General features: G+C 69.0%; 19 protein-coding genes. 8 read left to right on the forward strand and 11 right to left on the reverse strand.

The window, feature by feature from the left end; all coding sequences use genetic code 11:
* Nucleotides 1-40: 40 nt before the first annotated feature.
* The 6 genes from ACLJOO_RS15635 to ACLJOO_RS15660 all read right to left on the reverse strand — a co-directional run bounded on the left by ACLJOO_RS15635 (nucleotide 41) and on the right by ACLJOO_RS15660 (nucleotide 6,886).
* Entirely contained in the window at nucleotides 41-1,159 is a 1,119-nt protein-coding gene (locus ACLJOO_RS15635; RefSeq protein WP_410787861.1) for a glycosyltransferase family 4 protein, read from the reverse strand.
* Entirely contained in the window at nucleotides 1,156-2,376 is a 1,221-nt protein-coding gene (locus tag ACLJOO_RS15640; RefSeq protein WP_410787862.1) for a M48 family metallopeptidase, read from the reverse strand. Before ACLJOO_RS15640 ends, ACLJOO_RS15635 begins: the two co-directional genes overlap by 4 nt.
* Nucleotides 2,377-2,389: 13 nt before the next feature.
* Entirely contained in the window at nucleotides 2,390-3,874 is a 1,485-nt protein-coding gene (locus ACLJOO_RS15645; RefSeq protein ID WP_410787863.1) for a hypothetical protein, read from the reverse strand.
* Nucleotides 3,875-3,964: 90 nt separating this feature from the next.
* A complete protein-coding gene (locus ACLJOO_RS15650) occupies nucleotides 3,965-5,026 on the reverse strand; it encodes an NlpC/P60 family protein (protein ID WP_410787864.1) in 1,062 nt (353 codons plus the stop codon).
* A gap of 214 nt (nucleotides 5,027-5,240) precedes the next feature.
* Nucleotides 5,241-5,471 (reverse strand): hypothetical protein, encoded by a 231-nt coding sequence (locus ACLJOO_RS15655; protein WP_311136370.1) that lies wholly within the window; start codon nucleotides 5,469-5,471, stop codon nucleotides 5,241-5,243.
* A 107-nt stretch (nucleotides 5,472-5,578) separates the two neighbouring features.
* Nucleotides 5,579-6,886 carry an NYN domain-containing protein gene (locus ACLJOO_RS15660; RefSeq protein ID WP_410787866.1) on the reverse strand — a complete coding sequence of 436 codons (1,308 nt, stop codon included), beginning with the start codon at nucleotides 6,884-6,886 and terminating at the stop codon, nucleotides 5,579-5,581.
* A 180-nt stretch (nucleotides 6,887-7,066) separates the two neighbouring features.
* Between ACLJOO_RS15660 and ACLJOO_RS15665 the strand changes: the two genes are divergently transcribed.
* The 3 genes from ACLJOO_RS15665 (at nucleotide 7,067) to ACLJOO_RS15675 (ending at nucleotide 12,987) form a co-directional block, all read left to right on the forward strand.
* Nucleotides 7,067-8,872 carry a DEDD exonuclease domain-containing protein gene (locus tag ACLJOO_RS15665; RefSeq protein WP_410787867.1) on the forward strand — a complete coding sequence of 602 codons (1,806 nt, stop codon included), beginning with the start codon at nucleotides 7,067-7,069 and terminating at the stop codon, nucleotides 8,870-8,872.
* A 106-nt stretch (nucleotides 8,873-8,978) separates the two neighbouring features.
* On the forward strand, nucleotides 8,979-9,266 hold the full coding sequence (locus ACLJOO_RS15670) for an Lrp/AsnC family transcriptional regulator (RefSeq protein WP_131342153.1): 288 nt from the start codon (nucleotides 8,979-8,981) through the stop codon (nucleotides 9,264-9,266).
* A 295-nt stretch (nucleotides 9,267-9,561) separates the two neighbouring features.
* The gene (locus ACLJOO_RS15675; protein ID WP_410787868.1) at nucleotides 9,562-12,987 is read left to right on the forward strand and encodes a hypothetical protein; all 3,426 of its coding nucleotides are present in this window, start codon (nucleotides 9,562-9,564) and stop codon (nucleotides 12,985-12,987) included.
* Here ACLJOO_RS15675 and ACLJOO_RS15680 read toward each other — a convergent pair.
* Entirely contained in the window at nucleotides 12,974-13,798 is an 825-nt protein-coding gene (locus ACLJOO_RS15680) for a hypothetical protein (protein ID WP_410787870.1), read from the reverse strand. The genes ACLJOO_RS15675 and ACLJOO_RS15680 overlap by 14 nt on opposite strands.
* Before the next feature lie 123 nt (nucleotides 13,799-13,921).
* Nucleotides 13,922-14,176, reverse strand: coding sequence for a hypothetical protein (locus ACLJOO_RS15685; RefSeq protein ID WP_410787872.1), 255 nt, complete (start codon nucleotides 14,174-14,176; stop codon nucleotides 13,922-13,924).
* Between the two features lie 711 nt (nucleotides 14,177-14,887).
* On the opposite strand from ACLJOO_RS15685, the gene ACLJOO_RS15690 reads away from it, so the two are divergent.
* A complete protein-coding gene (locus tag ACLJOO_RS15690) occupies nucleotides 14,888-15,466 on the forward strand; it encodes a hypothetical protein (protein ID WP_410787873.1) in 579 nt (192 codons plus the stop codon).
* 50 nt (nucleotides 15,467-15,516) lie between these two features.
* Here the strand turns inward: ACLJOO_RS15690 and trpD are convergent, their stop codons facing one another.
* From trpD to ACLJOO_RS15705, 3 genes are read right to left on the reverse strand one after another with little or no spacing between them, the layout of a single operon-like run.
* Nucleotides 15,517-16,560: an anthranilate phosphoribosyltransferase gene (gene trpD, locus ACLJOO_RS15695; protein ID WP_410787874.1), complete on the reverse strand. Its 1,044-nt coding sequence runs from the start codon at nucleotides 16,558-16,560 to the stop codon at nucleotides 15,517-15,519.
* A 3-nt stretch (nucleotides 16,561-16,563) separates the two neighbouring features.
* Complete coding sequence (locus tag ACLJOO_RS15700; protein WP_410787875.1) at nucleotides 16,564-16,980, reverse strand: hypothetical protein; 417 nt, start codon at nucleotides 16,978-16,980, stop codon at nucleotides 16,564-16,566.
* 46 nt (nucleotides 16,981-17,026) lie between these two features.
* Nucleotides 17,027-17,944, reverse strand: coding sequence for a cytochrome c oxidase assembly protein (locus ACLJOO_RS15705; RefSeq protein ID WP_410787876.1), 918 nt, complete (start codon nucleotides 17,942-17,944; stop codon nucleotides 17,027-17,029).
* A gap of 82 nt (nucleotides 17,945-18,026) precedes the next feature.
* Here ACLJOO_RS15705 and ACLJOO_RS15710 point away from each other — a divergent pair, with 82 nt between their 5' ends.
* Genes ACLJOO_RS15710 through ACLJOO_RS15725 form a run of 4 tightly spaced genes read left to right on the forward strand, consistent with a single transcriptional unit; the run spans nucleotide 18,027 to nucleotide 22,268 of the window.
* On the forward strand, nucleotides 18,027-18,689 hold the full coding sequence (locus ACLJOO_RS15710; protein WP_410787877.1) for a heme-copper oxidase subunit III: 663 nt from the start codon (nucleotides 18,027-18,029) through the stop codon (nucleotides 18,687-18,689).
* Nucleotides 18,686-19,552, forward strand: a complete 867-nt coding sequence (locus ACLJOO_RS15715; protein ID WP_410787878.1) for a c-type cytochrome — start codon at nucleotides 18,686-18,688, stop codon at nucleotides 19,550-19,552. Before ACLJOO_RS15710 ends, ACLJOO_RS15715 begins: the two co-directional genes overlap by 4 nt.
* A complete protein-coding gene (locus ACLJOO_RS15720) occupies nucleotides 19,549-20,598 on the forward strand; it encodes a Rieske 2Fe-2S domain-containing protein (RefSeq protein WP_410787879.1) in 1,050 nt (349 codons plus the stop codon). Before ACLJOO_RS15715 ends, ACLJOO_RS15720 begins: the two co-directional genes overlap by 4 nt.
* Entirely contained in the window at nucleotides 20,595-22,268 is a 1,674-nt protein-coding gene (locus ACLJOO_RS15725; RefSeq protein WP_410787880.1) for a cytochrome b, read from the forward strand. The genes ACLJOO_RS15720 and ACLJOO_RS15725 overlap by 4 nt, the downstream gene beginning before the upstream one ends.
* Nucleotides 22,269-22,298 lie beyond the last annotated feature (30 nt).

Consider the following 22,298-nt stretch of genomic DNA (forward strand, 5'->3'; position numbering starts at 1 on the left):
CTCCGACCATCCGCTGTCCACCCATTCCCTCGCCCGCGCGTCACGCGTCCAGCAGTTCCCGCAGGACGGCGCCCGACCTCCCCCAGGTCCACTCGTCCTCGATCCATTTCCGCCCGGCGGCGCCCATGGCAGCACGGTCCTGGGCATTCGTCAGCAGTTCGACCAGGCGGACACCTACGGCATCGGGGTTGTACGGGTCGACCAAGTACCCCGTCGTACCGTGCACCACCGTGTCGGCCGCGCCACCCGAGTCCCCCACCAGCACCGGCTTGCCAGTGGCCGAGGCCTCCAGCGTGACGATGCCGAGCGCCTCCGGCTCCAGCCCGAACCGCCGCGTCCGGCACGGCATCGCGAAGACATCAGCAGCATCGACGTACGGCGGAATCTCGGCCCACGGAACCGGCCCCGTGAACACCACCGCGTCCGCCACGCCGGCGCTGACCGCCAGCTGCTCGAGGTACTCGCGGTCCGGCCCACCGCCCACCAGCAGCAGCCGCGCGTCGGGCACCGACTGCTGGACCCGCGACCACGCGCGGATCAGCGTGTCCTGTCCCTTCCGGCGAATCAGCCGCGACACACAGGCGACCACCGGAACGCCGTCGAGCCCGAGCCCCTTGCGGATCTGCTCTCCCCCGCACCCCGGGGCGAAGCGCCGCGTGTCGACTCCGGGCGTCAGCCTCCGCATCCGTTGCGCGGCCGCCGGTGACAGCGCGGGAGCGATCCGATCGGCGCACCACGACGACACCGTCGTCACCGTGTCCGCCGCATCACCGATCCGCCGCAACGCCTGCCGGGCCCCGGGTACGCCGGCCCACCACGTCTCATGTCCGTGCGTCATCGCGACGATCCGCCGCGCACCGGCCCGCCGCAGCGCCGGACCCATCAACCCGAGCGGAGCGGCCGCCCCGAACAGGATCCGATCGGCGCCGTACTCGCGCATCAGCCCGGCGGCCCGCTTCGTGACACGGGCCGTCGGCAACAACATCGACGTACGATCCCGGATCACGGGGAACGGCAGCGTCGCGTCGTACGCCGTGTCGCCGACCTCGCGAGACGTGTAGACGACGACGTCGGGCAATTGGTCGCACAGCGAGCGGACGAACGTCTCGATCCCGCCCTGGCGTGGCGGGAAGTCGTTGGTGACGACCAGGACGGTCATCGTCGGGCCAGCGGTGGGACCGTGCCGCCGTTCTCGGCCGCCCACGCGCGGCCCATCGCGATCCGCTCCGGCGCGGTCGGGTGGCTGGCGAACATCCAGTAGCGCCAGGCGCTCGGGTCGAGTCCCGAGATGTTCCGGACGGCGAGGTCGTGCTGCATCGCGACGAAGTCCTGCGGGTCGTTCGTCAGCCGGAGCGAGTGGTAGTCGGCGCGCGCCTCGATCTTGCGGCTCACCAGGTTCTGGATCGGGCTCGCCAGCGTCGTACCGGCCACGATCAGCGCGACCAGCACCGCCGTACGCCGCGGGTCCGCGATCCGGGCCCCGAGCAACAAGTACAGCACCGTGATGCCGAACGCCGTACCGAGTACGCCGATCAACGTGCCGTGCAGTACGTCGTCCTCGGCGGCGTGACCGAGCTCGTGCGCGACCACGAGCCGGACCTGCGCGGGCGGCGTGTCCTTCAGAAGCGTGTCGTAGACGACCAGCCGACGGGTCGAACCGAAGCCGGACACGTACGCGTTCAGGGCCGTGGTCCGCTTCGACGCGTCCGCGACGAGTACGTCCTTCACCGGTACGCCGTCCTCGGTCGCGAGCTTCAGGAAGTCGTTGCGCAGGGCACCGGCCGGCATCGACGTGAAGTTGTTGAACCGCGGCTCGATCAGCACCGGGTACGCGAACGACACGCCCAGCACGAGCAGCGCCGCGGCGATTGCCCCGGGCAACCACCAGCCCTTCCAGCGTTTCGCGAACCCGATCAGGACGATCGCCAGCACACCGACACCGAGCGACGTGATCACCCAGTTCACGCCGCGGTCCCAGACCCACAACCGCCAGTTCTCCACGGACAGCCCGTACTTCAGGCTGACCCGTTCGGCGAGTACGTCGGTCGGCACGGTGAGCAGGTTGGTGATCAGGGCGATCCCGGCGACCGTGACCGGTACGGCGAGGAACCACCAGCGGATGCGCAGAGCGTCGTACAATCGCCGTCCCAGCGGGCTGAAGCCGATCGCCAGCGGGACCACGACGGAGATGATCCAGGACGCCGTCGACCAGCGGAGGATCTCGTGCCGGAACGCGTTCTGCCGGGCGATCTCGGCGGTGGTGAAGTCGAGCGCGGCGTCCGGCTTCGGCAGATCGATCAGGTGCCACGGCGTGGTGACGGCAATCGTGAAGACCAGCGCGAGCGCCAGCAGACCGCCGACTGCCTTGGGCGCCACGCCGCTAGCCGGTTTAGGCACCGGCGAGTCTCTCGAGGTACTTCTGCCATTCGGCGACGAACTCGGCCTCGGTCATCCCGAGCACCGACCTGAACGCGTCCGGCAGCCCGGCCGAGGTCTTCGACGCGTGCACGGCCCGGTAGAACTTCACCAGCTTGTCCTGTCCCTCGCGCTCGGCGATCAGCCTGCAGGCCAGCCACGCCGACTCGTACGCCTGCGGCAGCTCGGTCGCCGACGCCGCGAACGCCTCGGGTGTCGGCAGCGTGGTCGGCGTTTTCCCGGCCCGCACCGCCTTGAACAACTCCTTCGCCGCCGACTCGTCCTGCACAGGTACGGCGGTGAACGCGACGTAGTCCGCGAAGCCTTCGGCGAGCCACAACGGCACCGGCGACGCGGTCGCGGTCGACGCGACATGCGTGGTCTCGTGAGTCAGCACGATCCGCCGGCCTTGCTTGCCGAGTTCCTCGAACAGCTTCGGGTTCGCGACGATCCGCACCGGCGCGCCGACGGCAGGCGTGTCCAGCTCGGCCATCGTGACGGCGGCAATCTGCGTGTACGTGTTCGGCTGCGCGCCGAGGACACCTTCCATCTGGGCCTGTTTCGCAGGCAGGTAGATGACGACCTTCTGCCGCCAGCCCTTGCCCCACACCTTCGTCACCGACTCGACCGCCTTGTCGGCGACCGAAACGTAGCTTTTCGCCTCGGATTCCGAGTCGAGGCTGATCACCAGGCTGTGCTTGCCCTTGGCGAGGTCGATCGGGCCGAGTGCCCACACCGGTCGACGCTGCCCCGCCACGAACCGCTCCGAGAACGAGGCGGCGTACGTCTTGCCCTCGCGGGTCACGAACGTCACCGGGAGGGTCTCGCGCGCGGGCTTCACGTCGTATCCGGAAAGCTGCCAGGAGACCTCGACCTGCGCCAGCCAGGACTGCGTCCCGCCGAGCTCGGCCTGCCGGTCGGGGGTCAGGGCAGCGCTGTCGTCACTCACATACCGTAACTGGAAGGTGCCGAGCGGGAGCATGCTCAGGTTGCTGAAAATCGTCCGCGCGCTGGCCCGGAACGCCGTGGCCTTCGGGTCGATGGTGTTCAGGAACTCGGCGCGGTCCTCGTTCTCGACCGCGTCGGTCATCTTCTGCAGCACCGCCTCGCCGGCGACCGCGCGCTGGACGCCGGCCTGGGCCTGATCGGGCGTGGTCGGTGCCGACTGCGACGGCTGGTGCGCTCCGACGCCGTTCGGGTCGGCCGGGGCGTTGGCGATGTGCTGCAGCCCGGCGTACCCGGCACCGGCGACCAGGCAGACGGCGACGCCGAGGGCGACCTTCTTCAGGATCGGCGCGAACGGCGGACGCTGCGGACCGTCGACGTACGACTCCGACAGGTGGTCGATCGGCTCCTCAGCGTTACCGGCCGACGGGGTCACCGGCAGCGGAACCGTATCGCCGTGCTCGTCGATCACCTCGGCCCCTCGCTGCTCACCTGCCCCAGTCAGGCGGGACACCCGGCCTCCTCCGACACTACGGCACTCCGAAGAAACGGATCGGCTCCGGGGAGGGATCCCCGGAGCCGATGAGTATGTCAACGTGGCAGGTCAGCCCGGACGGACCGCGGTGTTGTACGGGTTCTCGTCGAGCGGGCTGATCTCGACGCTCTTGCCCGGACGGGGAGCGTGCACGATCCGGCCGTTGCCGAGATAGATGCCGACGTGGCTGATCGGGCTGAAGAAGAAGACCAGGTCGCCCGGCATGAGCTCGGACTTGCTGACCCGGCGGCCCTCGCTGGCCTGCGCCTTCGAGGAGTGCGACAGGGAAACGCCGGCCTTGCCCCAGGCGTACATGGTCAGGCCCGAGCAGTCGTACGAGTTGGGGCCTGCGGCGCCCCAGACGTAGGAGTCACCGAGCTGCGACAGCGCGGCGTTGATCGCGATCTTCGCGCGGCCGCTGGCCGGGACGTTCGGCAGGTCCTTGTCGTCGCCGGTCCGGTCGCCGTCGCGGGTCGGGCGCTGCTTGCGCGCCTCCTCCGCCTCCTTGGCGTTCTCTTCCTCGATCCGCTTGCGCTCGGCGTCGCTGAGCTTGTCGAGCACCTTCTGGGCGGCGTCGAGCTTGGCGTTGATCTGCTTCTTGAACGCGTCCTGCTTGGACTGCACGGCCTGCAGCGCGGACAGCTCGGTCTGCTCACTGGCCTGCAGGTCGGTGAGCTTGCCCTCCGCGACCTGGTAGCGACGCAGCGCCGAGTTCTGCTGGCCGGCGAAGGCCTGGGCGGTGGACGCCTGGCTGAGGAACTGGTCCGGGTTGCTCGACAGCAGCAGCTGCGCCGTCGTCGAGATGCCCGAGGTCTGGTAGCCAGCGACCGCGAGGGAGCCGATCTGCCGCTTCACCGAGTCCACCTGGGCCTGCTGCTTGGCGATCCCCGCCTGCAGGGCCTTCACGCGAGCGGACGAGGCCGTGATCTGGCCGCGCAGGTCATTCGCCGACTCACCGGCTTCTTCGGCCTCGTGCTGAAGCGTGGCGATCTGTTTCTTCGCCTGGTCCAGAGTGGGCTTGGGGTCGGCGTCAGCCGCTCCCTGGATGAAGAGCACTCCCGCAGCGACAGCCGTGCTGGTGATGGCGGCGAGGGCGATTCCCTTGGTGCGGTTGATGCGTCCGATGGACACAGCCCGGTCGGTCCCTTCCTCTGCTCGCGCCGTCCCCGTTGACCAGGCCTGCCGCGGACATCTGTCCACGGGATCCGCCGGATCACTCCCTCGGCTTGCCGCTGCCCGGTCGGCCGGAGCGGCCGACACCCTGAGGCAACGAGAGGTAACAGTAGTGACCGTTTCGTGACCAGTGCAATTCGCCCCTCGGGTTTGATCCAAAATTAACGAAGGATCACCCCGACCCAACGGCCGTTTCGTCTTCTCCGGCAGGCGATTCGGCAGCAATGTCCGGCTCGACACTACTGACGGCGTGCACGAGGCGCAGCGGTGGGACCAGGCCCGAGTCCGCGAGCGCGTCCAGGGCGGCCTTCTCGTCGTCGTCGATGCGCAAGCTGCCGGACCGTTCCTCCGAGAACCCGAGCACAACCGTGACGACGCAGTCCTGGCACCCAGGACCTTTCATCACACAAGCGTCGCAGTCGATCAGCACAACATCCTCCAAGTGGGGAGCACCCGGACTTGCATCCGGCTGAGAAGGACGCTAGAGAACCCCGCCGACAGTTTTTGTTGTCAGCTGCGTGCGATGCGTGCTGTGAGGCTGCTCGCGGACAGTGAGCGGGCGCCGAGCTGGATGATGCTGTCGGCAACCTCGCGGTCGGTGGAGACGACCACGACCGGGCGGCCCGGCGGCTCGGCGCGGACCAGTTGCCTGATCACCTCGTCGGCGATCACCCCGGCAGGACTGAACCGCACCCGCACACCACGCGGCGGATTCAGCTGCACGGGCCCCGACAGCTCGGCGCCGTCGAACACGACAGTGACCTCGATCCGGCGTTGCGCGACCAGTGCGCCCAACGCTGTGACGAGTCGCTGACGCTGCGAGTGCAGCGGCGAGTTCGGCCAGGCAGTCTTCGTCACGTTGTAGCCGTCGATGATCAGATGCACCTGCGGCAACGCCAGCAGTTCGTCGAACAACGCCGGGTCGTCCTCAGGCGCCGTACGTCCGACCGGGGCCGCATCGGGCTCGGAGCCGGCCACGGTGTCCGCAGGGCGGAGCTCTCCCCCGGGCGGCAACGCCAGTTCGCGGCGCAGGCCACTCGCTGCCTCGAGCAACGTGTCGAGCAACAGCCGGGTGCGCGTCGTGGCGAGCTCCCGCTCCTGTCCCGCCGTACGCCGGGCAGCGTGCTCGACCGCTTCCAGTTCGGTGATCCGCGTGCGGAGCTTGCGCAGCTCACGCTCGACGTCGGCACGCGCCGCGTCGACGCGCTCGTCGGCGGTCGCGGCCTCCTTGGTGCGTTGCTCGACCTCGGTCTGCAGACCGGTGATCCGCTGCCGCGCCTCGTTGAGCTTGCGCCGGAGCGTGACGTTCTCGGCCTTGAGCTCGTTGACCTGTTCACGAAGCCGTTCGCGGACCTGCCGGGTCTCGGTGCGCGCGTGGTCGAGCTGGTCGGCGAGCCGGTTGACGGCTTCCTCGTCGGCGCGCGGATTCTCCACCGGGACCTGGGCGGCCGCGGCGACGTGCTGCTCCCAGTCGTCCGGGCGCAGCAGGTATGCGAGCGCGGCGACCTCGACCGGATCCGCGGCTGGTACGGCGATGCCGTCGGCCACCGCATCGCCGAGCTCCGGGTGCTCCCGCCGTACCTCGAAGGCGGCGAGCCGGCGGAAATGGTCGTCGGTCTCCAGGATCGGCCCGAGCACCGAGGCGGACAGTTTTGCCCGTTTCGCCGGCGCGAAGCTGGCGAACCGGCGCAGCGGCGCCGGGATGTCGGACGCGGGCAGCTGGCCGAGTGCGTGCGCGGCCAGCGTCAGGACGCGTTGCCGGACCGGTTCAGGCAGAGTCGTAGCGGCGGAGCTCGCGGCGGTGCCGGCCTCAGTCACCGGTCCGCAGTCCGGCTGGAAGGACGACCTGGCCGCTGCTCGGCCAGTGACGCAGACCACAGCGAGCGGGCATCCGGCCCGGAATCGCGGTGATCGCCTGTGTACGCATACAGAGAGCCTAGTCGACTCGCAGGCGTGTCACCTGCGGAATTGTCGGTGGCGGCTCTTAGCGTCGTGGCCATGACCAGCCCAGGGCGTGCGCCGGCCCAGGATTCCGCAGAGCACCCGTTGCTGCCGATCCGCGGTGTGCAGCACAGCTTCGACGACCTGGGTACGCCGTTGCGCGACATCACGTTCTGCGTCGTCGACCTGGAGACGACGGGCAATCCGCCGGGTGAAGGCGGCATCACCGAGATCGGCGCGGTCAAAGTGCGCGCGGGCGAGGTGATCGGTGAATTCCAGACCCTGGTGAACCCGTCGGAGACGATCCCGCCGTTCATCGCCGTACTGACCGGCATCACGAACGGGATGGTTGCCACGTCCCCCCGGATCGAGTCGGTGCTGCCCGCGTTCCTGGAGTTCGCGCAGGGCTGCGTGATGGTCGCGCACAACGCGCCGTTCGACATGGGCTTCCTGAAACACGAAAGCCTGGTGCACGGGTACGACTGGCCCGACTTCGCGGTCGTCGACACCGCCCTGCTGGCACGGCGCGTGATCACCCCGGACGAGGCGCCGAACTGCAAACTCGGCACGCTGGCCAAACTGTTCCGTACGACGACCACGCCGAACCACCGCGCACTGTCCGACGCCCGCGCGACCGTCGATGTGCTGCACGGACTGTTCGAGCGGGTCGGGTCGTTGGGCGTGCAAACGGTGGAGGATCTGCAGACGTTCTCGTCCCGGGTCGCGCCGGCCGTCCGCGCCAAGCGCCACCTGGCCGAGTCGTTGCCGCACGCACCGGGTGTGTACCTGTTCACCGACGACCGCGGCGAGGTGCTGTACGTCGGGAAGTCCAAGGACCTGCGCACGCGGGTCCGCTCGTACTTCACCGCCTCCGAGACCAGGAACCGGATCGGCGAGATGGTCGGCATCGCGACCGCCGTTCGCGGGATCGAGTGCGGGACGCCGCTGGAGGCCGAAGTACGGGAGCTGCGGCTGATCGCGGAGCACAAACCGCGGTACAACCGGCGGTCCAAGTTCCCGGAGCGGCAGCACTGGCTGAAGGTCACGGTCGAACCGTTTCCGCGGTTGTCGCTGGTCAAACAGGTGCGCGACGACGACGCCGGATACCTCGGGCCGTTCAGCTCGCGGAAGACGGCCGAGCGGGCGATGGCAGCGCTGCACGAAGCGTTCCCGATCCGGCAATGCACCGCGAGGATGTCCAAACATCCTTCGTTGTCGCCGTGCGTGCTGGCGGAGATGGGGCGGTGCGTGGCGCCGTGCGACGGGCGGATCTCGATGGATTCGTACGGCGAGTTCGTCGAGGGGCTGCGGTCGGCGCTGACCGTGGACCCGACGCCCGTGGTGGACGCGCTCGATCGGCGGATCGACGTACTGTCCGCAGACGAGCGGTTCGAGGACGCCGCGGTGCACCGGGACCGGTTGAGCGCGTTCGTGCGGAGTTCGGCGCGGATGCAGCGGATGGCGTCGGTGACCGGGTGCGCCGAGATCTGTGCCGCCAGGCGGACCGACGACGGCGGCTGGGAGCTGCATGTGATCCGCCGCGGCCGGCTCGCGGCGGCCGGGTTCAGCCCGCGCGGGACCGACCCGCGGCCGCATCTGGAGATGTTGCGCGCGTCGGCCGAGACGGTACTGCCCGGGATCGGGCCGGTCGCGGCGGCGTCACCGGAGGAGATCGAGCTGATCCTGCGCTGGCTCGAGCTCCCCGGCATCCGCCTGGTCGAGATGGACGGCACCTGGACCTGCCCGGTCGGCGGCGCCGGGCGGCACCTCACCCGCCTCGACAACTCCCACACCGACCACCACCAGCACCCCACCGAACGCCGCCGCAACCTCCGCCCGCTCGGTCCTGCTCGAGTGAGCTAGTCGGTGTTGCTGTTGATCACCGCGGTGGCCAGGTTCGGCACCTCGGCCACACTATGATTCAGCCCGTTGAGGTGTGAGCTCTGGACGGGTGTTAGGAGAGGACGGCATGGTCACCGCGATCGTGTTCATCAAGGCCGACGTCGCACGGATCCCTGAGGTCGCCGAGCAGGTGGCGACCATCGACGGCGTCAGCGAGGTGTACTCCGTGACCGGCGGGCTCGACCTGATCGCCCTCGTCCGGGTCGCGCGGCACGACGACCTGGCCACTGTGATCCCCGAGCACGTCAACCGGGTGCCGGGTGTGCTGAGCACCGAGACGCACATCGCGTTCCGCGCCTACTCGAGCCACGACCTGGAAGCCGCCTTCAGCCTGGGCGAGGAGAACGGGGTCTAGGGGGTGTCTGGTGGTTCCACGCCGTAGCGAGGAGGTGCTCGGTGCGGTGCATCGGCGTGCGGGGGCGAAGGTCTCGATGCGGAGCATCGTGGCCTTTGCACCCGTGCGGCGAGGTGCCGTGCCGAGTGCCCCGCAGTAGGCGTGGAACCACCAGACACCCCCTAAAGTCCTCAGGGACTGGACTTACCGATCCGACTGACACGAGCTGAAGTTACGGTGAATACATGAACGTCCGGGGTCAGTTTCTTGCCGAGCAGGTCCGCGCCTTCGCGCCGGTGCCGAAGCGAGGACGCGGATGAGCAACCCGCCCGCCGGCTGGTACCCCGACCCCACCGGCCAGCCGCACACGATCCGCTTCTGGAACGGGGAGAGGTGGACCAACAAAACCGAACACGAGGACAACGCCGCGGCCCTAGCCGCCGAGGCTGACGCGTCCGCGGCCGCAGAAGACCCCACCCCTGTCCAGCACCCGGCGGACCCCGCCTCCGCGGAACCGTCCGAGCCCGCTCCGCAGCAGTCTTGGCCCACACAGCCAGACCCCGAGCCCGCTCCGCAGCAGTCCTGGCCCGCACAGCCAGACCCCGAGCCCGCTCAGCAGCAGTCCTGGCCGACGCAGCAGCAGGATGCGCAGCCTGAGTCCGCTCAGCAGCCGTGGTCCGCTCAGCAGCAGTGGTCGGAGCAGCATCAGCAGCAGTGGTCGGAGCAGCAGCAGTCCGGTCCCGGCGACCCAGCGCAGCAGCCGTGGTCTGCGAACCAGCAGCCGTGGTCGGCCGATCAGTTCAGCTCCTACGAGCAGGCCGACCCCGACACCGAGCAGACCCAGCAACAGTCCTGGCCTGCCCAACCAGGCCCCTGGCCGCAGCAGTCGCCCGCGCAGGACAACTCCTCCGCACCGGACCAGCCCCAGCAGCAGTGGTCAGGCAACCAGCAGCCCTGGTCGGCAGACCAGCAGTCGTGGTCAGCGGACCAGTTCAGCTCCTACGAGCAGACTGACCCCAACAACGAGCAGACCCAGCAGTGGCCAGCCACTCCCCACGACCAGGGCAACCAGAGCGCACCCGACCACGAGCAGACCCAACAACAACCGTGGTCCGCACAGCAGCAGTGGCCGGAGCAGCAGCAGTCCGCCCCCGCCGACTCCGCACAGCAGCCGTGGTCTGCGAACCAGCAGCAGTGGTCAGCCGACCAATTCAGCTCCTACGAACAGGCCGACCCCAACAATGAGCAGACCCAGCAACAGTCCTGGCCTGCCCAACCAGACCCGTGGCCGCAGCAGCAGGGCAATCCCGCAGCGGCTGACCTAGAGCAGACCCAACAGCAGTCGTGGTCAGCCAACGACCAGCCGTGGTCGGCCGACCAGTTCACGTCGTACGACCAGCCCACGCCCGACCAGCCCCCGCAGCAAGCGACCCCTCAGAACTGGGGCCCCGAGCAACAGTCCTGGCCTGCACAGCAGCCCACCGGGCACGAACAGCAGTCCTGGCCGGCGCAGCCCACCGGCAACGAACAACCGGCTCAGCCGCACGGCACCTCCGGCGAACAGCAGACGTACCCGCAGCACGGCCCAGCCGACGAACAGCAGCACCGCACAGCCGACAACTGGAATGCAGAGCAGCAGCCGGTTGAGCCTGTGCAGAGTGAGTCGCAGGGGCGTGGGTTGCGGGCGGTACAGGAGACCGACGCGGCTCAGGCCGACCAAGCGGGCGGAGGCGGCTGGTGGCAGCCCGCCGCCACCCCGCAACTGTGGGACTCACAGTCCACCGGCAACAACGGCCCTACCCCCGACGGCCCGCGCCTGCGCGCAGTCTCACCGGACACTGCGTCCGCACCCTCTGCTGAAACGACTGCGTCCTTGGCGACCACTGGCCAGCCCGCGTCCTCAGCGACCACTGGCCAGCCTGTGTCCTCCGCGTCCGCTGGAGAAGGTACATCCACGGCGTCTGCTGAGGAGGAGGCGAGCGCGGCTGATCGTGCTCGCGCGACCTGGGGTGCACCGGAGCTCGCCTCCGCGCCGCCGGAACACTGGACGCAGCGCGAGATCTCAGAATACGAAGCAGCACAGGCCGCAGCCGCCGACGACGTACAGCCGGAGGAACAGCCAAGCGGCTGGACCCTCAAGCTCGCCCCAGACCCGACCGAAGACGCAACCGCCTCCGACGCGCAGACCGCGAGCACGCAGGCTGATGACGCGCAGGCGCAGGCTGCGGACGACCGGGCCACGCAGATGGCCGACGAGCGGGCCGCGGATGAGCTGGCGGCGGAGCAGGCGGCGGATGAAGCTGAGGCCGCCGGTCAGCTAACGCCAAACTGGGGCAGCCAGTCCGGCGACGGCCAGGACCAGCAGACGAGTGACGTCCCCGCATGGGGTGTCGAGGCTACAGACGAAGAGGACCTGAAGACGCCGGAGAAGGCCGCACCACTCTGGACCGTCCCAGGGGCGCCGGACACCACCACCACTCCGGAGCCTCCGGTGCAGCTCTGGGGCGACCAGCCTCAGCAGCAGACGCCTGCCCAGGACCAGAACTGGAACGGACAGCAGTCCAGTGGCCAGGGCACGCCCGCGGCACCGGCTGCGCAGTCGGGGCAGGTTTGGGGCTCGCAGCAGGGTACGGCGGGAGTGGATGCGCCGGCCGACAACGGCTGGGGTGCAGGCGACCAGCACGGCGTACAGGAATCAGGACCTTGGGGGCAGCAGGCAACTGCAGACACCCAGACCGGTCAGCAAGGTGGCAACCAGTCGTGGGGCGGGCAGTCCTGGCCCGTGGAGCAGTCCGGCAATCAGCAGAACGCGCAACAGACAGCGCAGCAGACTGGCCAGCAGCAGTGGGGCGCCCAGCAGAGTGCTGGTGTGCAGCAGGGCGGCCAGCCGGCTTGGGGCGACCAGCAGACGCAGCGTGCCTGGGGTGACGACGGAAACGAGGCTTGGGGCGGCCAGACCGACCTGAGTTCCGGCGTCGGCAAGCGGGACGGCAAGAGCAAGAAGAAGTCGAAGAGCTCCGGCGGCGGTGGTCCGTTCGGCGGGAAGATGCCGTTGATCATCGGCGGCGGCGTCGCGGTCGTGCTGCTGATCGTCGCCGCGGTGGTGCTGCTCACCAACGGGGACGACAAGACGGCGAACCCGGATCCGACCGGTACGCCGACGCAGAGCGGCTCGCCCTCGCCGACGAACCAGTCCAGCGCCAAGCCGGGTCAGTCGAAGGACCCGAAGCTGCACGAGGGCGCCGGGCGGATCGCGTCGGACGCGATCTCGTTCCCGCGCCGGAACCCGCCGTGGTCGGACCGCAAGCGCCTCGTCGAGCAGCTGATCAACTCGAACGGCCAGCGCATCGTCCTGAAGGAGAACGTCGTCGAGCAAGACGACTGGAGCGCGGACATCTTTGTCGGCGGTCTGGGCACCGGCTCCGGATTCAACGGCGACCCGAAGGCGACCGCGGCGTCGCTGTCGATCAAGCTGCGCGAAAACATGTACGGGAACATCCCGGTGACCTTCAAGACGGTCGCCAACGGCCCTGTGAAGCGGACGGAGAAGGCGGGCTGGGTCTTCCAGCAGACCGTGACCGCGACGACGACCGCGGTGACCGATCGGGTGCTTACCCTGACGGTGGCCGTTTTCGACCTCGGTGACGGGACCGCGGTCGCGTACATCAGCGGCATCCCGAACAACCGCCCGGACCTGAAGAAGGCCGCGGACCAGGCCTACCTAGGAATCAACGTTGGCTGAGAACGAAGACCAGAACCCCGCGCGCCCCACCACCCCGGACGGCGCGCCGGACAACTCCGCCCGCCCACAGCCCTCCGACCCGCTGGCCGGCACCCCCCAAGCACCCCCCGCCCCCTTGCCAACCCCCCTGCCGGAAAACCCCGGCCAGGCACAGGGTTCTGGGCAGGCGCCGGGTGTTGGCCAGGCACCGGGTGTTAGCCAGACGCCGGGTCATGGGCAGGCACCGGGTCATGGGCAGGCACCGGGTGGGCAGGTTCCGGGTCAGGCGCAGGGTGGTTCGTCGGATGCGCTGTTCGGGCAGTCGCCTGCTCCGGCACCGCCTCCCCCACCACCGGCCCGGCCGCAGCACGCGGCCCCGCCACAACACTGGACCAACCAACCTCCGCAGCCGGCAAACCCCCAGCCGACCGCGCAGCAACCAGGCACACAGCCGCAGCCCGGCACGCAACAGCCCGGCGCACAGCAGGCGGGCGGACAGCAGTTCGGCGCACCCCGGCAGGGTGCAGCGCAGTCCGGTGCACAGCAGCCGGGTGTGCAACAGCCAGGCGCACAGCCGTCCGGCGCACCGCAGCCCGGTGCGCAACCCGGCGGACAACAGCCGGGTGGGGCGCAACAGGCTGGGGCGCAGGGCGCGGGTGCGCCGATGTGGGGTGTGCAGCAGCCAGGTGCACAACAAACTGGCCCACAGCACCGCGGACCTCAGCAGTCCGGCGGCCAGCAGTTCGGTGGTCAGCAGCCAGGTCAGCAGCAGCCAGGTCAGCAGCAGTCTGGTCCGCAGCAGGCGGGTTCGCAGCAGGTGCGGCCGCAGCATGCGGCTCCTCCGGCTGGTCCGCAGTACGGCGGCCAGCGGCCGCTATCCCCACAGCAGGGGCAGCCGTCCCAGTCACAGGCAGGTCAATCGCAAGCCGGGCAACCACAACCGGGTCAACCACAGTCACGTCCCGGACAGCCGGGTCCGGGCCAGGCCGCTCCAGGGCAGTCCGGGCCGGGGCAGTCGGCGCCGCAGCAGTCCGGCCCGCAGCAGTCCGCGCCCGGGCAGTCCGGGCCGCAGCCGTCCGGGCCGGGGCAAGGCCAGGCGGGGCAGATGTGGGGTGTGCAGCAGCAGGGTCAGCAGGCGGGTGGCTGGCAGGTGCAGGCGACTGGGCCTCAGGCTGCGCGGCCGCAGTTTGGTCAGCAGAGCTCTCAGCAAGGTGGGCAGGCAGCCGGGCCGCAGGGTGCCCAGCAAGGTGGCCCTGGGCAGCAGGGTTCTCAGCAGCGTGGGCCGCAGGGCGGGCAGCAGGCTGGGGCGCCGGGTGCTCAGCAAGGCGGACCGCAGGGCGGGCAGCAGGCGGGGCCGCGTGGTGGGGCGCAGGGTGGGCCGTTGGCGTTCACTGAGGTGATTTCGCGTGCGGCTGGGCCGTACGCGGCGGGGCAGGGTGCTGGAGCGGCCGGTGGACGGTCCGGTGGGCCGGGAGTTGCCGCGGGCGGGCCCGGTGCTGGGCAGTCCGGTGGGCAGGGGGCTTGGGCGGCGGGGGCGCAAGCAGGTGGGCAGGGTGTGGGGGCGCACGCGGGTGGCTACGGTGCTGGAGCGGTTGGTGGCTCGGGCGGGCAGGGCGCAGGTACGGCTGGGGCGCACTCGGGTGGCCACGGTGCAGGTACGGCGGCGCACTCGGGCGGGCACGGTACGGGTCCGGCTGGGGCGCACTCTGGTGGGCACGGTGCTGGGGCGGCTGGGGTGCAGCCGGGTGGGTCTGTAGGCGCTCACGGTGGTGGGAGTTTGGGGGGTAATGGGCGGGCTCGGGCTATTGGGGCTGTGGTTTTGGTGGGGGCGGCGTTGGCCGCTACTGGGTTGAGTGCGGGGTGGGTGTGGACGAAGGCTGAGGCCGTTCCCGGAGTGGCGTTGCCTACGGTGGGGAAGCCGATGGAGACGGTCAGTCCGTCGGCGAAGCCCACGGAGACGCCGACGCCGTTCGGCAAGGTGATCGGTACCGAGATGGTTGCCTCCAACAACGACACGATGCCGAACATGAGTTCGGCCTGGGGTAACATCGGCGAGCGCGCCGGTCTGTGGGGCGGCGCCGCGATCTGGCTGACGGTGCACAGCAACTACGACAAGGGCAAGAGCTGGGGCAACTACGTCGCCTTCGGTCAGCTCCCGCCGGAGATCGCGTACACGAACACCGCGGCCGGCCTCAAGGCGGCTTCGATCCAGGTCGGCGGCCGCATGATCTACAACCTGTACGACAAGGACACGCAGGTCATCAAGGGCAGCGCCACGCACAAGGCGATCACGGTCAACGGCCATCCGGGGCACGAGCTCACCGCGAAGGTGGCCGTCAAGGTTCCGAAGCTGCCGGAGACGTTCTCCACGGTGATGATCGCCGTGATCGACCGCGGCGACGGTACGGCGGCGGTCTCGATCGCCGACATCGCCGGCTCCACCCCGGCCTGGCAGAACGTCTGGCGCTACAAGGTCTCCCAGATCAAGCTGAGCAAGTAAAAGAAGGGCCGGCGGGAATTCCCTCGCCGGCCCTTCTGCTCAAGCCAACGTCAGCCGCGCACCTCGGCGCAGGCAGCGATCCACCGGTCCAGCACGTCCTTCGCCGCCCCGGAGTCGATCGCCTCGGCCGCGCGGTCCATCCCGGTCCGGATCCGCTCCGTCACGGTGCCTGCCTCCGGCGTGTACGCCGCCAGCGCCGCGCCGGCGTTCAGCAGTACGACGTCCCGCACCGCCCCCGGCTCGCCCTCGACGAGTGCGCGCACGACCTTCGCGTTGAACGTCGCGTCGGCGCCCTTCAGCGCGTCCGCGGACACCGGCTCGATGCCCAGCTCCCGCGGGTCGAGCGTGATCGGCCCCTCGACCTCGCCACCGCCGACGATCCACACCTGCGACGTCGTACGCGTGGTCAGCTCGTCCAGCCCGTCGTCGCCGTGGAACACCAGCGCGTCGATCCCGCGCCGCGCCAGTACGCCGGCCATCAGCCCGGCGATCCGGCCGTCGCCGACACCGACCGCCTGCGCCGACGGGTTCCCCGGGTTCGCCAGCGGACCGAGGAAGTTGAACGTGGTCGGCACCCCGAGCTCACGACGCGGTACGGCGGCATGCCGCAACGCGGGGTGGAACGCCGGAGCGAAGCAGAACGTGATCCCGACCCGCTCCCCCACCTCAGCCACCTGGTCCGCGGTCAGATCGAGCGGGATGCCCAGTTCCTCGAGGACGTCGGCCGCACCGCAGGCCGACGACGCCGCGCGGTTGCCGTGCTTCAGCACCTTCGCGCCGGCGCCCGCGGCGACGATCGCGGACATCGTGCTGATGTTCACCGTGTGGGCTTGGTCACCGCCGGTGCCGACGACGTCGAGCGTCCGGCCGGACACCGAGATCCGGGTGGCGAAGTCGCGCATCGTCGCGACCAGGCCCTCGACCTCGGTCACCGTCTCGCCCTTGGAACGCAGCGCGATCACGAACCCGGCGAGCTGCGCGGGCGAGGCCGCGCCGGACAGGATCTGCTCCATCGCCCACGCGGTGGCGGATGCCTCCAGGTCCTCACGCCGCAGCAGCGGATTGAGCACCTGCGGCCAGGAGTAAGCGGTCATGCGTCAGGCGGTGGTGGGCAGCTTGGCGAGGCGCTGGCGGATCAGGTCCGCGGTGACCTCGGCCAGCTTGATCGGGTCGATCGGGTGCGAGACCGCGCCCTCGGCCCGGGACCAGGTCGCCAGCCAGGCGTCCTGCGGGCGGCCGGTGATGACCAGCACCGGCGGGCACTGGAAGATCTCGTCCTTCAGCTGCCGGGCGATCCCCAGGCCGCCGGCCGGGACGGCCTCGCCGTCCAGGATGGCCAGGTCGATCCCGCCCTTGTCCATGGTCTTGATGACGGCCGGCTCGGTGGCGCACTCGACGTACTCGAGCTCGGGCAGATCGGCCGCCGGCCGCTTGCCGAGGGCCAGCCGGACGGACTCCCGCGTCGTACGGTCGTCGCTGTAGACCAGGACCTTCAGCGGACGCTCTGAACTCATCGATCCATCCCAAGCTTGTTCAAAAGACGACTGGACACCCGGAATGCTACCGGGGCGCCTGGTCGGCCCTGCGAGCCTGTTCCTCCAAGCGGTCCAGGCGCCGGTCCTCACGGCGCGCCTCACGCTGTGACTCACGCACCCATTGGACGAACAGTACGGCGAAGAACACCACGCCCACGATGTCGCCGGAGCCCCAGAGCAGGCCGCCCGCGATGTACTGGTCGCGCAGCGGCGACGGGGACCAGGAGCGGCCGAAGCTGGTGTACCAGTCCTCGGCGATCAGCTTGTTCGCGGACATGATCGTGATGCCGAGGAACGCGTGGAACGGCAGTGTGAGGAACGTCAAGATCAGCCGGAACGGGTAGATCACCCGGCCGGGCACCGGGTCGAGCCCGAGCAGCGGCCAGAAGAACAGCGAGCCGACCAGGATGAAGTGCAGGTGCAGCAGGTCGTGCAACACGGTCGAATGCAGCGTGGCGTCGTACCAGCCGCTGAAATAGAGCGCCCAGGGGCTCAGGACGAACAGCGTGAAGCCGATCAGCGGGAAGCAGATCACCTTCGCGAACCGCGAGTGCAACACGGAGAGCAACCATTTCCGCGGCCGCTGCGGCAGTGTCCGCAGCGCCAGCGTGACCGGCGCGCCGAGCGCCAGCGCGAGCGGCGTCAGCATCGACAGGATCATGTGCTGCACCATGTGCACGCTGATCAGGACCGTGTCGTAGGTGCCGAGCGCCGACTGAGTGGCGATCACGGCGCTTCCGAGCCCGACGCCGACGAACGCGAACGTCCGGCCGCGGGACCACTTGTCACCGCGTTTCCGCAGCTTGTGGACGCCGTACAGATAGACCGCGCCGAGTACGACGATCACGGCGAGTAACACCGGTTCGAAGGTCCATGCCGTCAGCAACCGGAGCGGTGTCAGCGGCTCGATCCGGTCGCCGGGCGTGGCGTGAAGGGGAAGCACGCTTCCACAGTAGAAACCATTAGTTGCCGACATGCATGGGGGTGGTCGTGTCAGTTGATACGAGGACCGACATAATGACCGCGTGGCCACTGCAACCGCGCTCCCAGCGTCTCGTGAACACGGACACCACGACCGTCCCAGCATGGTCAGTGTCGGCACGATCGTCTGGCTCTCGAGCGAACTGATGTTCTTCGCCGCCCTGTTCGCGGCGTACTTCACGATCCGGTCGGTGACGACCGCCGCAGCCGCTCCGGGCACGGAGACGCTGTGGGAGGTCATGACGCACCATCTGAACGTCCCGTTCGCCGCGGTGAACACGACGGTCCTGGTGGCTTCGTCCTTCACCTGCCAGTTCGGTGTCTTCGCGGCCGAGCACGGCCGGGTCGGCCGGACCGGCTCGGTGCTGAACATCCGCTCCTGGGGCATGCGTGAGTGGTTCATCCTCACGTACCTGATGGGCGCGGTCTTCATCGCCGGCCAGGTGACCGAGTACGCCGAGCTGGTGCACGAGGGCATCACGATCTCGTCGAACGCGTACGGATCGGTGTTCTACCTGGCCACCGGCTTCCACGGTCTGCACGTGACCGGCGGCCTCATCGCTTTCGTGTTCGTCCTGGCCAGGACGTACATGGCTCGTAAGTTCACCCACGAACAGGCCGTCTCGGCGATCGTCGTGTCGTACTACTGGCACTTCGTCGACGTGGTCTGGATCGCCCTGTTCGCGACCATCTACCTGCTCAAATGAGTGAGAAGAGACCTTCCTTGTCACCGGCGCGCTTTCTCTCCGCGCGACGACGGCACCGGTCCGCCGGCCTCGTCGTGCTCCTGTTCGGCCTCCTGGCAGTGGGGTCGGCGTACGCCGCCTTCGCCCCTGACAACGCGGTGGCGGACAACTCGGCCCAGTCGCAGCAGATCGAGGAGGGCAAGAAGCTCTTCGCGGTCGGCTGCTCCAGCTGCCACGGCCTGAACGCCGAGGGCGGCGGGAACGGCGAGGGCAAGATGGCCGGCCCGTCGCTGATCGGCGTCGGCGCGGCTGCTGTCGACTTCCAGGTCGGCACCGGCCGGATGCCGGCGATGCAGCCGGGCGCGCAGATCCCGCGCAAGGCCCCGGCGTACTCGGAGGAGGAGATCGAGGCCCTGGCCGCGTACGTCGCCTCGCTCGCCCCCGGCCCCTCGGTCCCGGGCTCGGAGTCGTACGACGTGAGCAAGGCCACCGACGAGCAGGTCACCCGCGGCGGCGAGCTGTTCCGCACCAACTGCACGGCCTGCCACAACTTCGCCGGTCGCGGCGGCGCGCTGCCGAACGGCAAGTACGCGCCGTCGCTGATGGGCGTCAGTGAGAAGCACATCTACGAGGCCATGCTGACCGGCCCGCAGCAGATGCCGGTCTTCTCCGACCAGGTCATGCAGCCGGAGGACAAGCGCGACATCATCGCGTACCTGAAGGCCCTGCAGAGCCAGAAGGATCCGGGCGGCTTCGGACTCGGCCGGCTCGGCCCGGTGTCCGAGGGCCTGTGGGGCTGGTTCGTCGGCATCGGCCTGCTGGTGGCGGTAGCGGTCTGGATCGGCGCCAAGGGCGTCAAGGCCAAGGGAGCGAAGGCCGAATGAGCAACGACGACAAACTGCCGGTGAAGCCGGAGGACGAGCACGGCACCGTCGAGGTGGCCGAACCGATCCCGGACCCTGGTATCGAGACGCACGAGCCGCGGATCACCGACATCGACCCGAAGGCGGCCGACCGCGTCGAACGCCAGGTGTCGGGGATGTTCGGCCTGGCGACGCTGCTGGTGATCGGGTCCTGCGTGGCGTACTTCGCCATCCCGCGGGACTCGATCCTGGTGTTCGGCCCGCTGTCCGGCAACGCCAACAACATGGTCATCGGCCTGTGCATCGGGCTCGCGCTGTTCCTGATCGGGGCGGGCGCGATCCAGTGGGCCAAGAAGCTGATGGTCGACGAGGAGATCTCCGAGGAGCGGCACGCCGCGCACTCCTCGCCGGAGCAGATCGCCGAGATCACCGAGGCGTTCAAGGAAGGTGCGGAGGAGTCCGGTTTCGGTCGGCGCAAGATGATCCGCAACTCGCTGATCGGCGCCCTGGGCGTCCTCGGCCTGCCGGCCGTCATCCTGCTCCGCGACCTCGGCCCGCTGCCGGGCCGGGCGCTCTACAACACGATCTGGGCGAAGGGCATTCGGGTCGTCAACGACGTCACCGACCGCCCGATCAAGCCGTCCGACCTGGTCGTCGGCCAGCTGGTCAACGCGGCGCCGGCGAACCTGGCCCCGCTGCAGGAGGAGAGCTCCTCCGAGTACCAGAACGCCAAGGCCAAGGCCGCGGTGATCGTGGTCCGGATCAAGCCGAGCGAGATCCGCACCAAGCCGGGCCGGGAGAACTGGGGCATCGACGGCATCCTCTGCTACTCGAAGATCTGCACCCACGTCGGGTGCCCGATCTCGCTGTACGAGCAGACCACGCACCACGTGCTCTGCCCGTGCCACCAGTCGACCTTCGACCTGGCCGACAGCGCCAAGGTCGTCTTCGGCCCTGCTGCCCGCCCGCTGCCTCAGCTACCGTTGGCAGTAGACAGTGAGGGCTACCTGGTTGCGCAGAGCGGCTTCCACGAGCCGGTCGGCCCGAGCTTCTTCGAACGAGGGTGACAACAGTGTCAACAAGCACAGAGTTCCCTGGACCGGTCAAGTGGGTCGACGATCGCCTCGGCATCGCGAAGATCGGGAAGAAGAACCTGCGGAAGATCTTCCCGGACCACTGGTCTTTCATGCTGGGCGAGATCGCGCTCTACAGCTTCATCATCCTGATCCTGACCGGCACCTTCCTGACGTTCTGGTTCAAGCCCTCGATGGCCGAGATCGAGTACCAGGGCTCGTACAGCCTGCTCAAGGGTCTGCACATGTCGGAGGCCTACGCCTCCACGCTGGACATCACGTTCGACGTCCGCGGCGGTCTGCTGATGCGGCAGATCCACCACTGGGCGGCCGTGCTGTTCATCGCCGCGATGATGGTGCACCTGCTGCGGATGTTCTTCACCGGCGCGTTCCGCAAGCCGCGCGAGCTGAACTGGCTGATCGGTTTCGGGATGCTGTTCCTCGGCATCATCGAGGGCTTCCTCGGCTACGGCCTCCCCGACGACCTGCTGTCCGGTACCGGTCTGCGGATCACCAACGGCATGATCCAGGCGTCACCCGTGGTCGGCACGTACATGAACTTCTTCATCTTCGGCGGTGAGTTCCCGGGCGACGACTTCGTCGCCAGATTCTTCATCGTCCATGTGCTGCTGATACCGGGCATCATCCTGGCGCTCGTCACGGCCCACCTGTTCCTGGTCGTGTACCACAAGCACACGCAGTACGCCGGTCCCGGCCGGACGCAGAAGAACGTGGTCGGCTACCCGCTGTTCCCGGTGTACACGGCCAAGGCCGGCGGCTTCTTCTTCGTGGTCTTCGGCATCACCGCCCTGATGGGCGCACTGATGCAGATCAACCCGGTCTGGCTGTACGGGCCGTACAACCCGGCCGAGGTCACCGCGGGTGCGCAACCTGACTGGTACATGGGCTGGCTGGAAGGCTCGGTACGAATATTCCCCGGCTTCGAGTCGCACTTCTGGGGCATCACCCTCAGCTGGAACCTGATCATCCCGGCGCTGATCGTCCCGCCGGCGTTCGTCACGCTGGTCGCGCTCTATCCGTTCATCGAGGGCTGGATCACCGGTGACAAACGCGAGCACCACCTGCTGGACCGGCCGCGGGACGTCCCGACCCGGACCGGTATCGGCGTCGCGTTCATCACCTTCTACGCGATGCTGTGGATCGGCGGCGGTAACGACCTGATCGCCACCCACTTCAACCTGTCGCTGAACCATGTGACCTGGTTCCTGCGGTTCGCGGTGATCCTCGGCCCGATCCTGGGCTTCTGGATCGCGCGCCGCTGGGCGATCTCGCTGCAGCGGGCCGACCACGACCGGCTGATGCACGGTCTGGAGACCGGTGTGATCATGCGCTCCCCCGAGGGCAAGTACACCGAGAAGCACCAGCCGATCTCGACGTACGAGGCCTACTCGCTCACCGCGCGGGACCGGCTCGTGCCGCACGAGATCGGCCCGGAGACCGACGAGAACGGCGTCCGCGCCCCGCGTCGCGCTCTGAACAAGGCCCGCGCCGCGCTGTCCCGCTTCTACTTCGCCGACGCGGTGCAGAAGCCGACCACTCAGGAGATCGAGGAGGCGCACGAACACGCTCACGACGCCGACGAGATCCACGAGCTGACGGAGGACACGGAGACCTATCGCGAGGTCACCAGCGACCGCTCCTGACGTCGAGCACCAGAAGGGCCTCCGGCACTC

It is taken from the genome of Kribbella sp. C-35 (genome assembly GCF_046549195.1).
Lineage (GTDB): Bacteria > Actinomycetota > Actinomycetes > Propionibacteriales > Kribbellaceae > Kribbella.

What these genes read in the sequence shown, in the direction of transcription:
- ACLJOO_RS15670 (WP_131342153.1), top strand. Translation starts at nt 8,979, where the DNA reads ATGGTCACCGCGATCGTGTTCATCAAGGCCGACGTCGCACGGATCCCT.
- ACLJOO_RS15665 (WP_410787867.1), top strand. Translation starts at nt 7,067, where the DNA reads ATGACCAGCCCAGGGCGTGCGCCGGCCCAGGATTCCGCAGAGCACCCG.
- ACLJOO_RS15720 (WP_410787879.1), top strand. Translation starts at nt 19,549, where the DNA reads ATGAGCAACGACGACAAACTGCCGGTGAAGCCGGAGGACGAGCACGGC.
- ACLJOO_RS15700 (WP_410787875.1), bottom strand. Translation starts at nt 16,980, where the DNA reads ATGAGTTCAGAGCGTCCGCTGAAGGTCCTGGTCTACAGCGACGACCGT.
- ACLJOO_RS15680 (WP_410787870.1), bottom strand. Translation starts at nt 13,798, where the DNA reads ATGCTGCGGCCGCACCTGCTGCGAACCCGCCTGCTGCGGACCAGACTG.
- ACLJOO_RS15690 (WP_410787873.1), top strand. Translation starts at nt 14,888, where the DNA reads ATGGAGACGGTCAGTCCGTCGGCGAAGCCCACGGAGACGCCGACGCCG.
- ACLJOO_RS15675 (WP_410787868.1), top strand. Translation starts at nt 9,562, where the DNA reads ATGAGCAACCCGCCCGCCGGCTGGTACCCCGACCCCACCGGCCAGCCG.
- ACLJOO_RS15655 (WP_311136370.1), bottom strand. Translation starts at nt 5,471, where the DNA reads ATGAAAGGTCCTGGGTGCCAGGACTGCGTCGTCACGGTTGTGCTCGGG.
- trpD (WP_410787874.1), bottom strand. Translation starts at nt 16,560, where the DNA reads ATGACCGCTTACTCCTGGCCGCAGGTGCTCAATCCGCTGCTGCGGCGT.
- ACLJOO_RS15635 (WP_410787861.1), bottom strand. Translation starts at nt 1,159, where the DNA reads ATGACCGTCCTGGTCGTCACCAACGACTTCCCGCCACGCCAGGGCGGG.
- ACLJOO_RS15715 (WP_410787878.1), top strand. Translation starts at nt 18,686, where the DNA reads ATGAGTGAGAAGAGACCTTCCTTGTCACCGGCGCGCTTTCTCTCCGCG.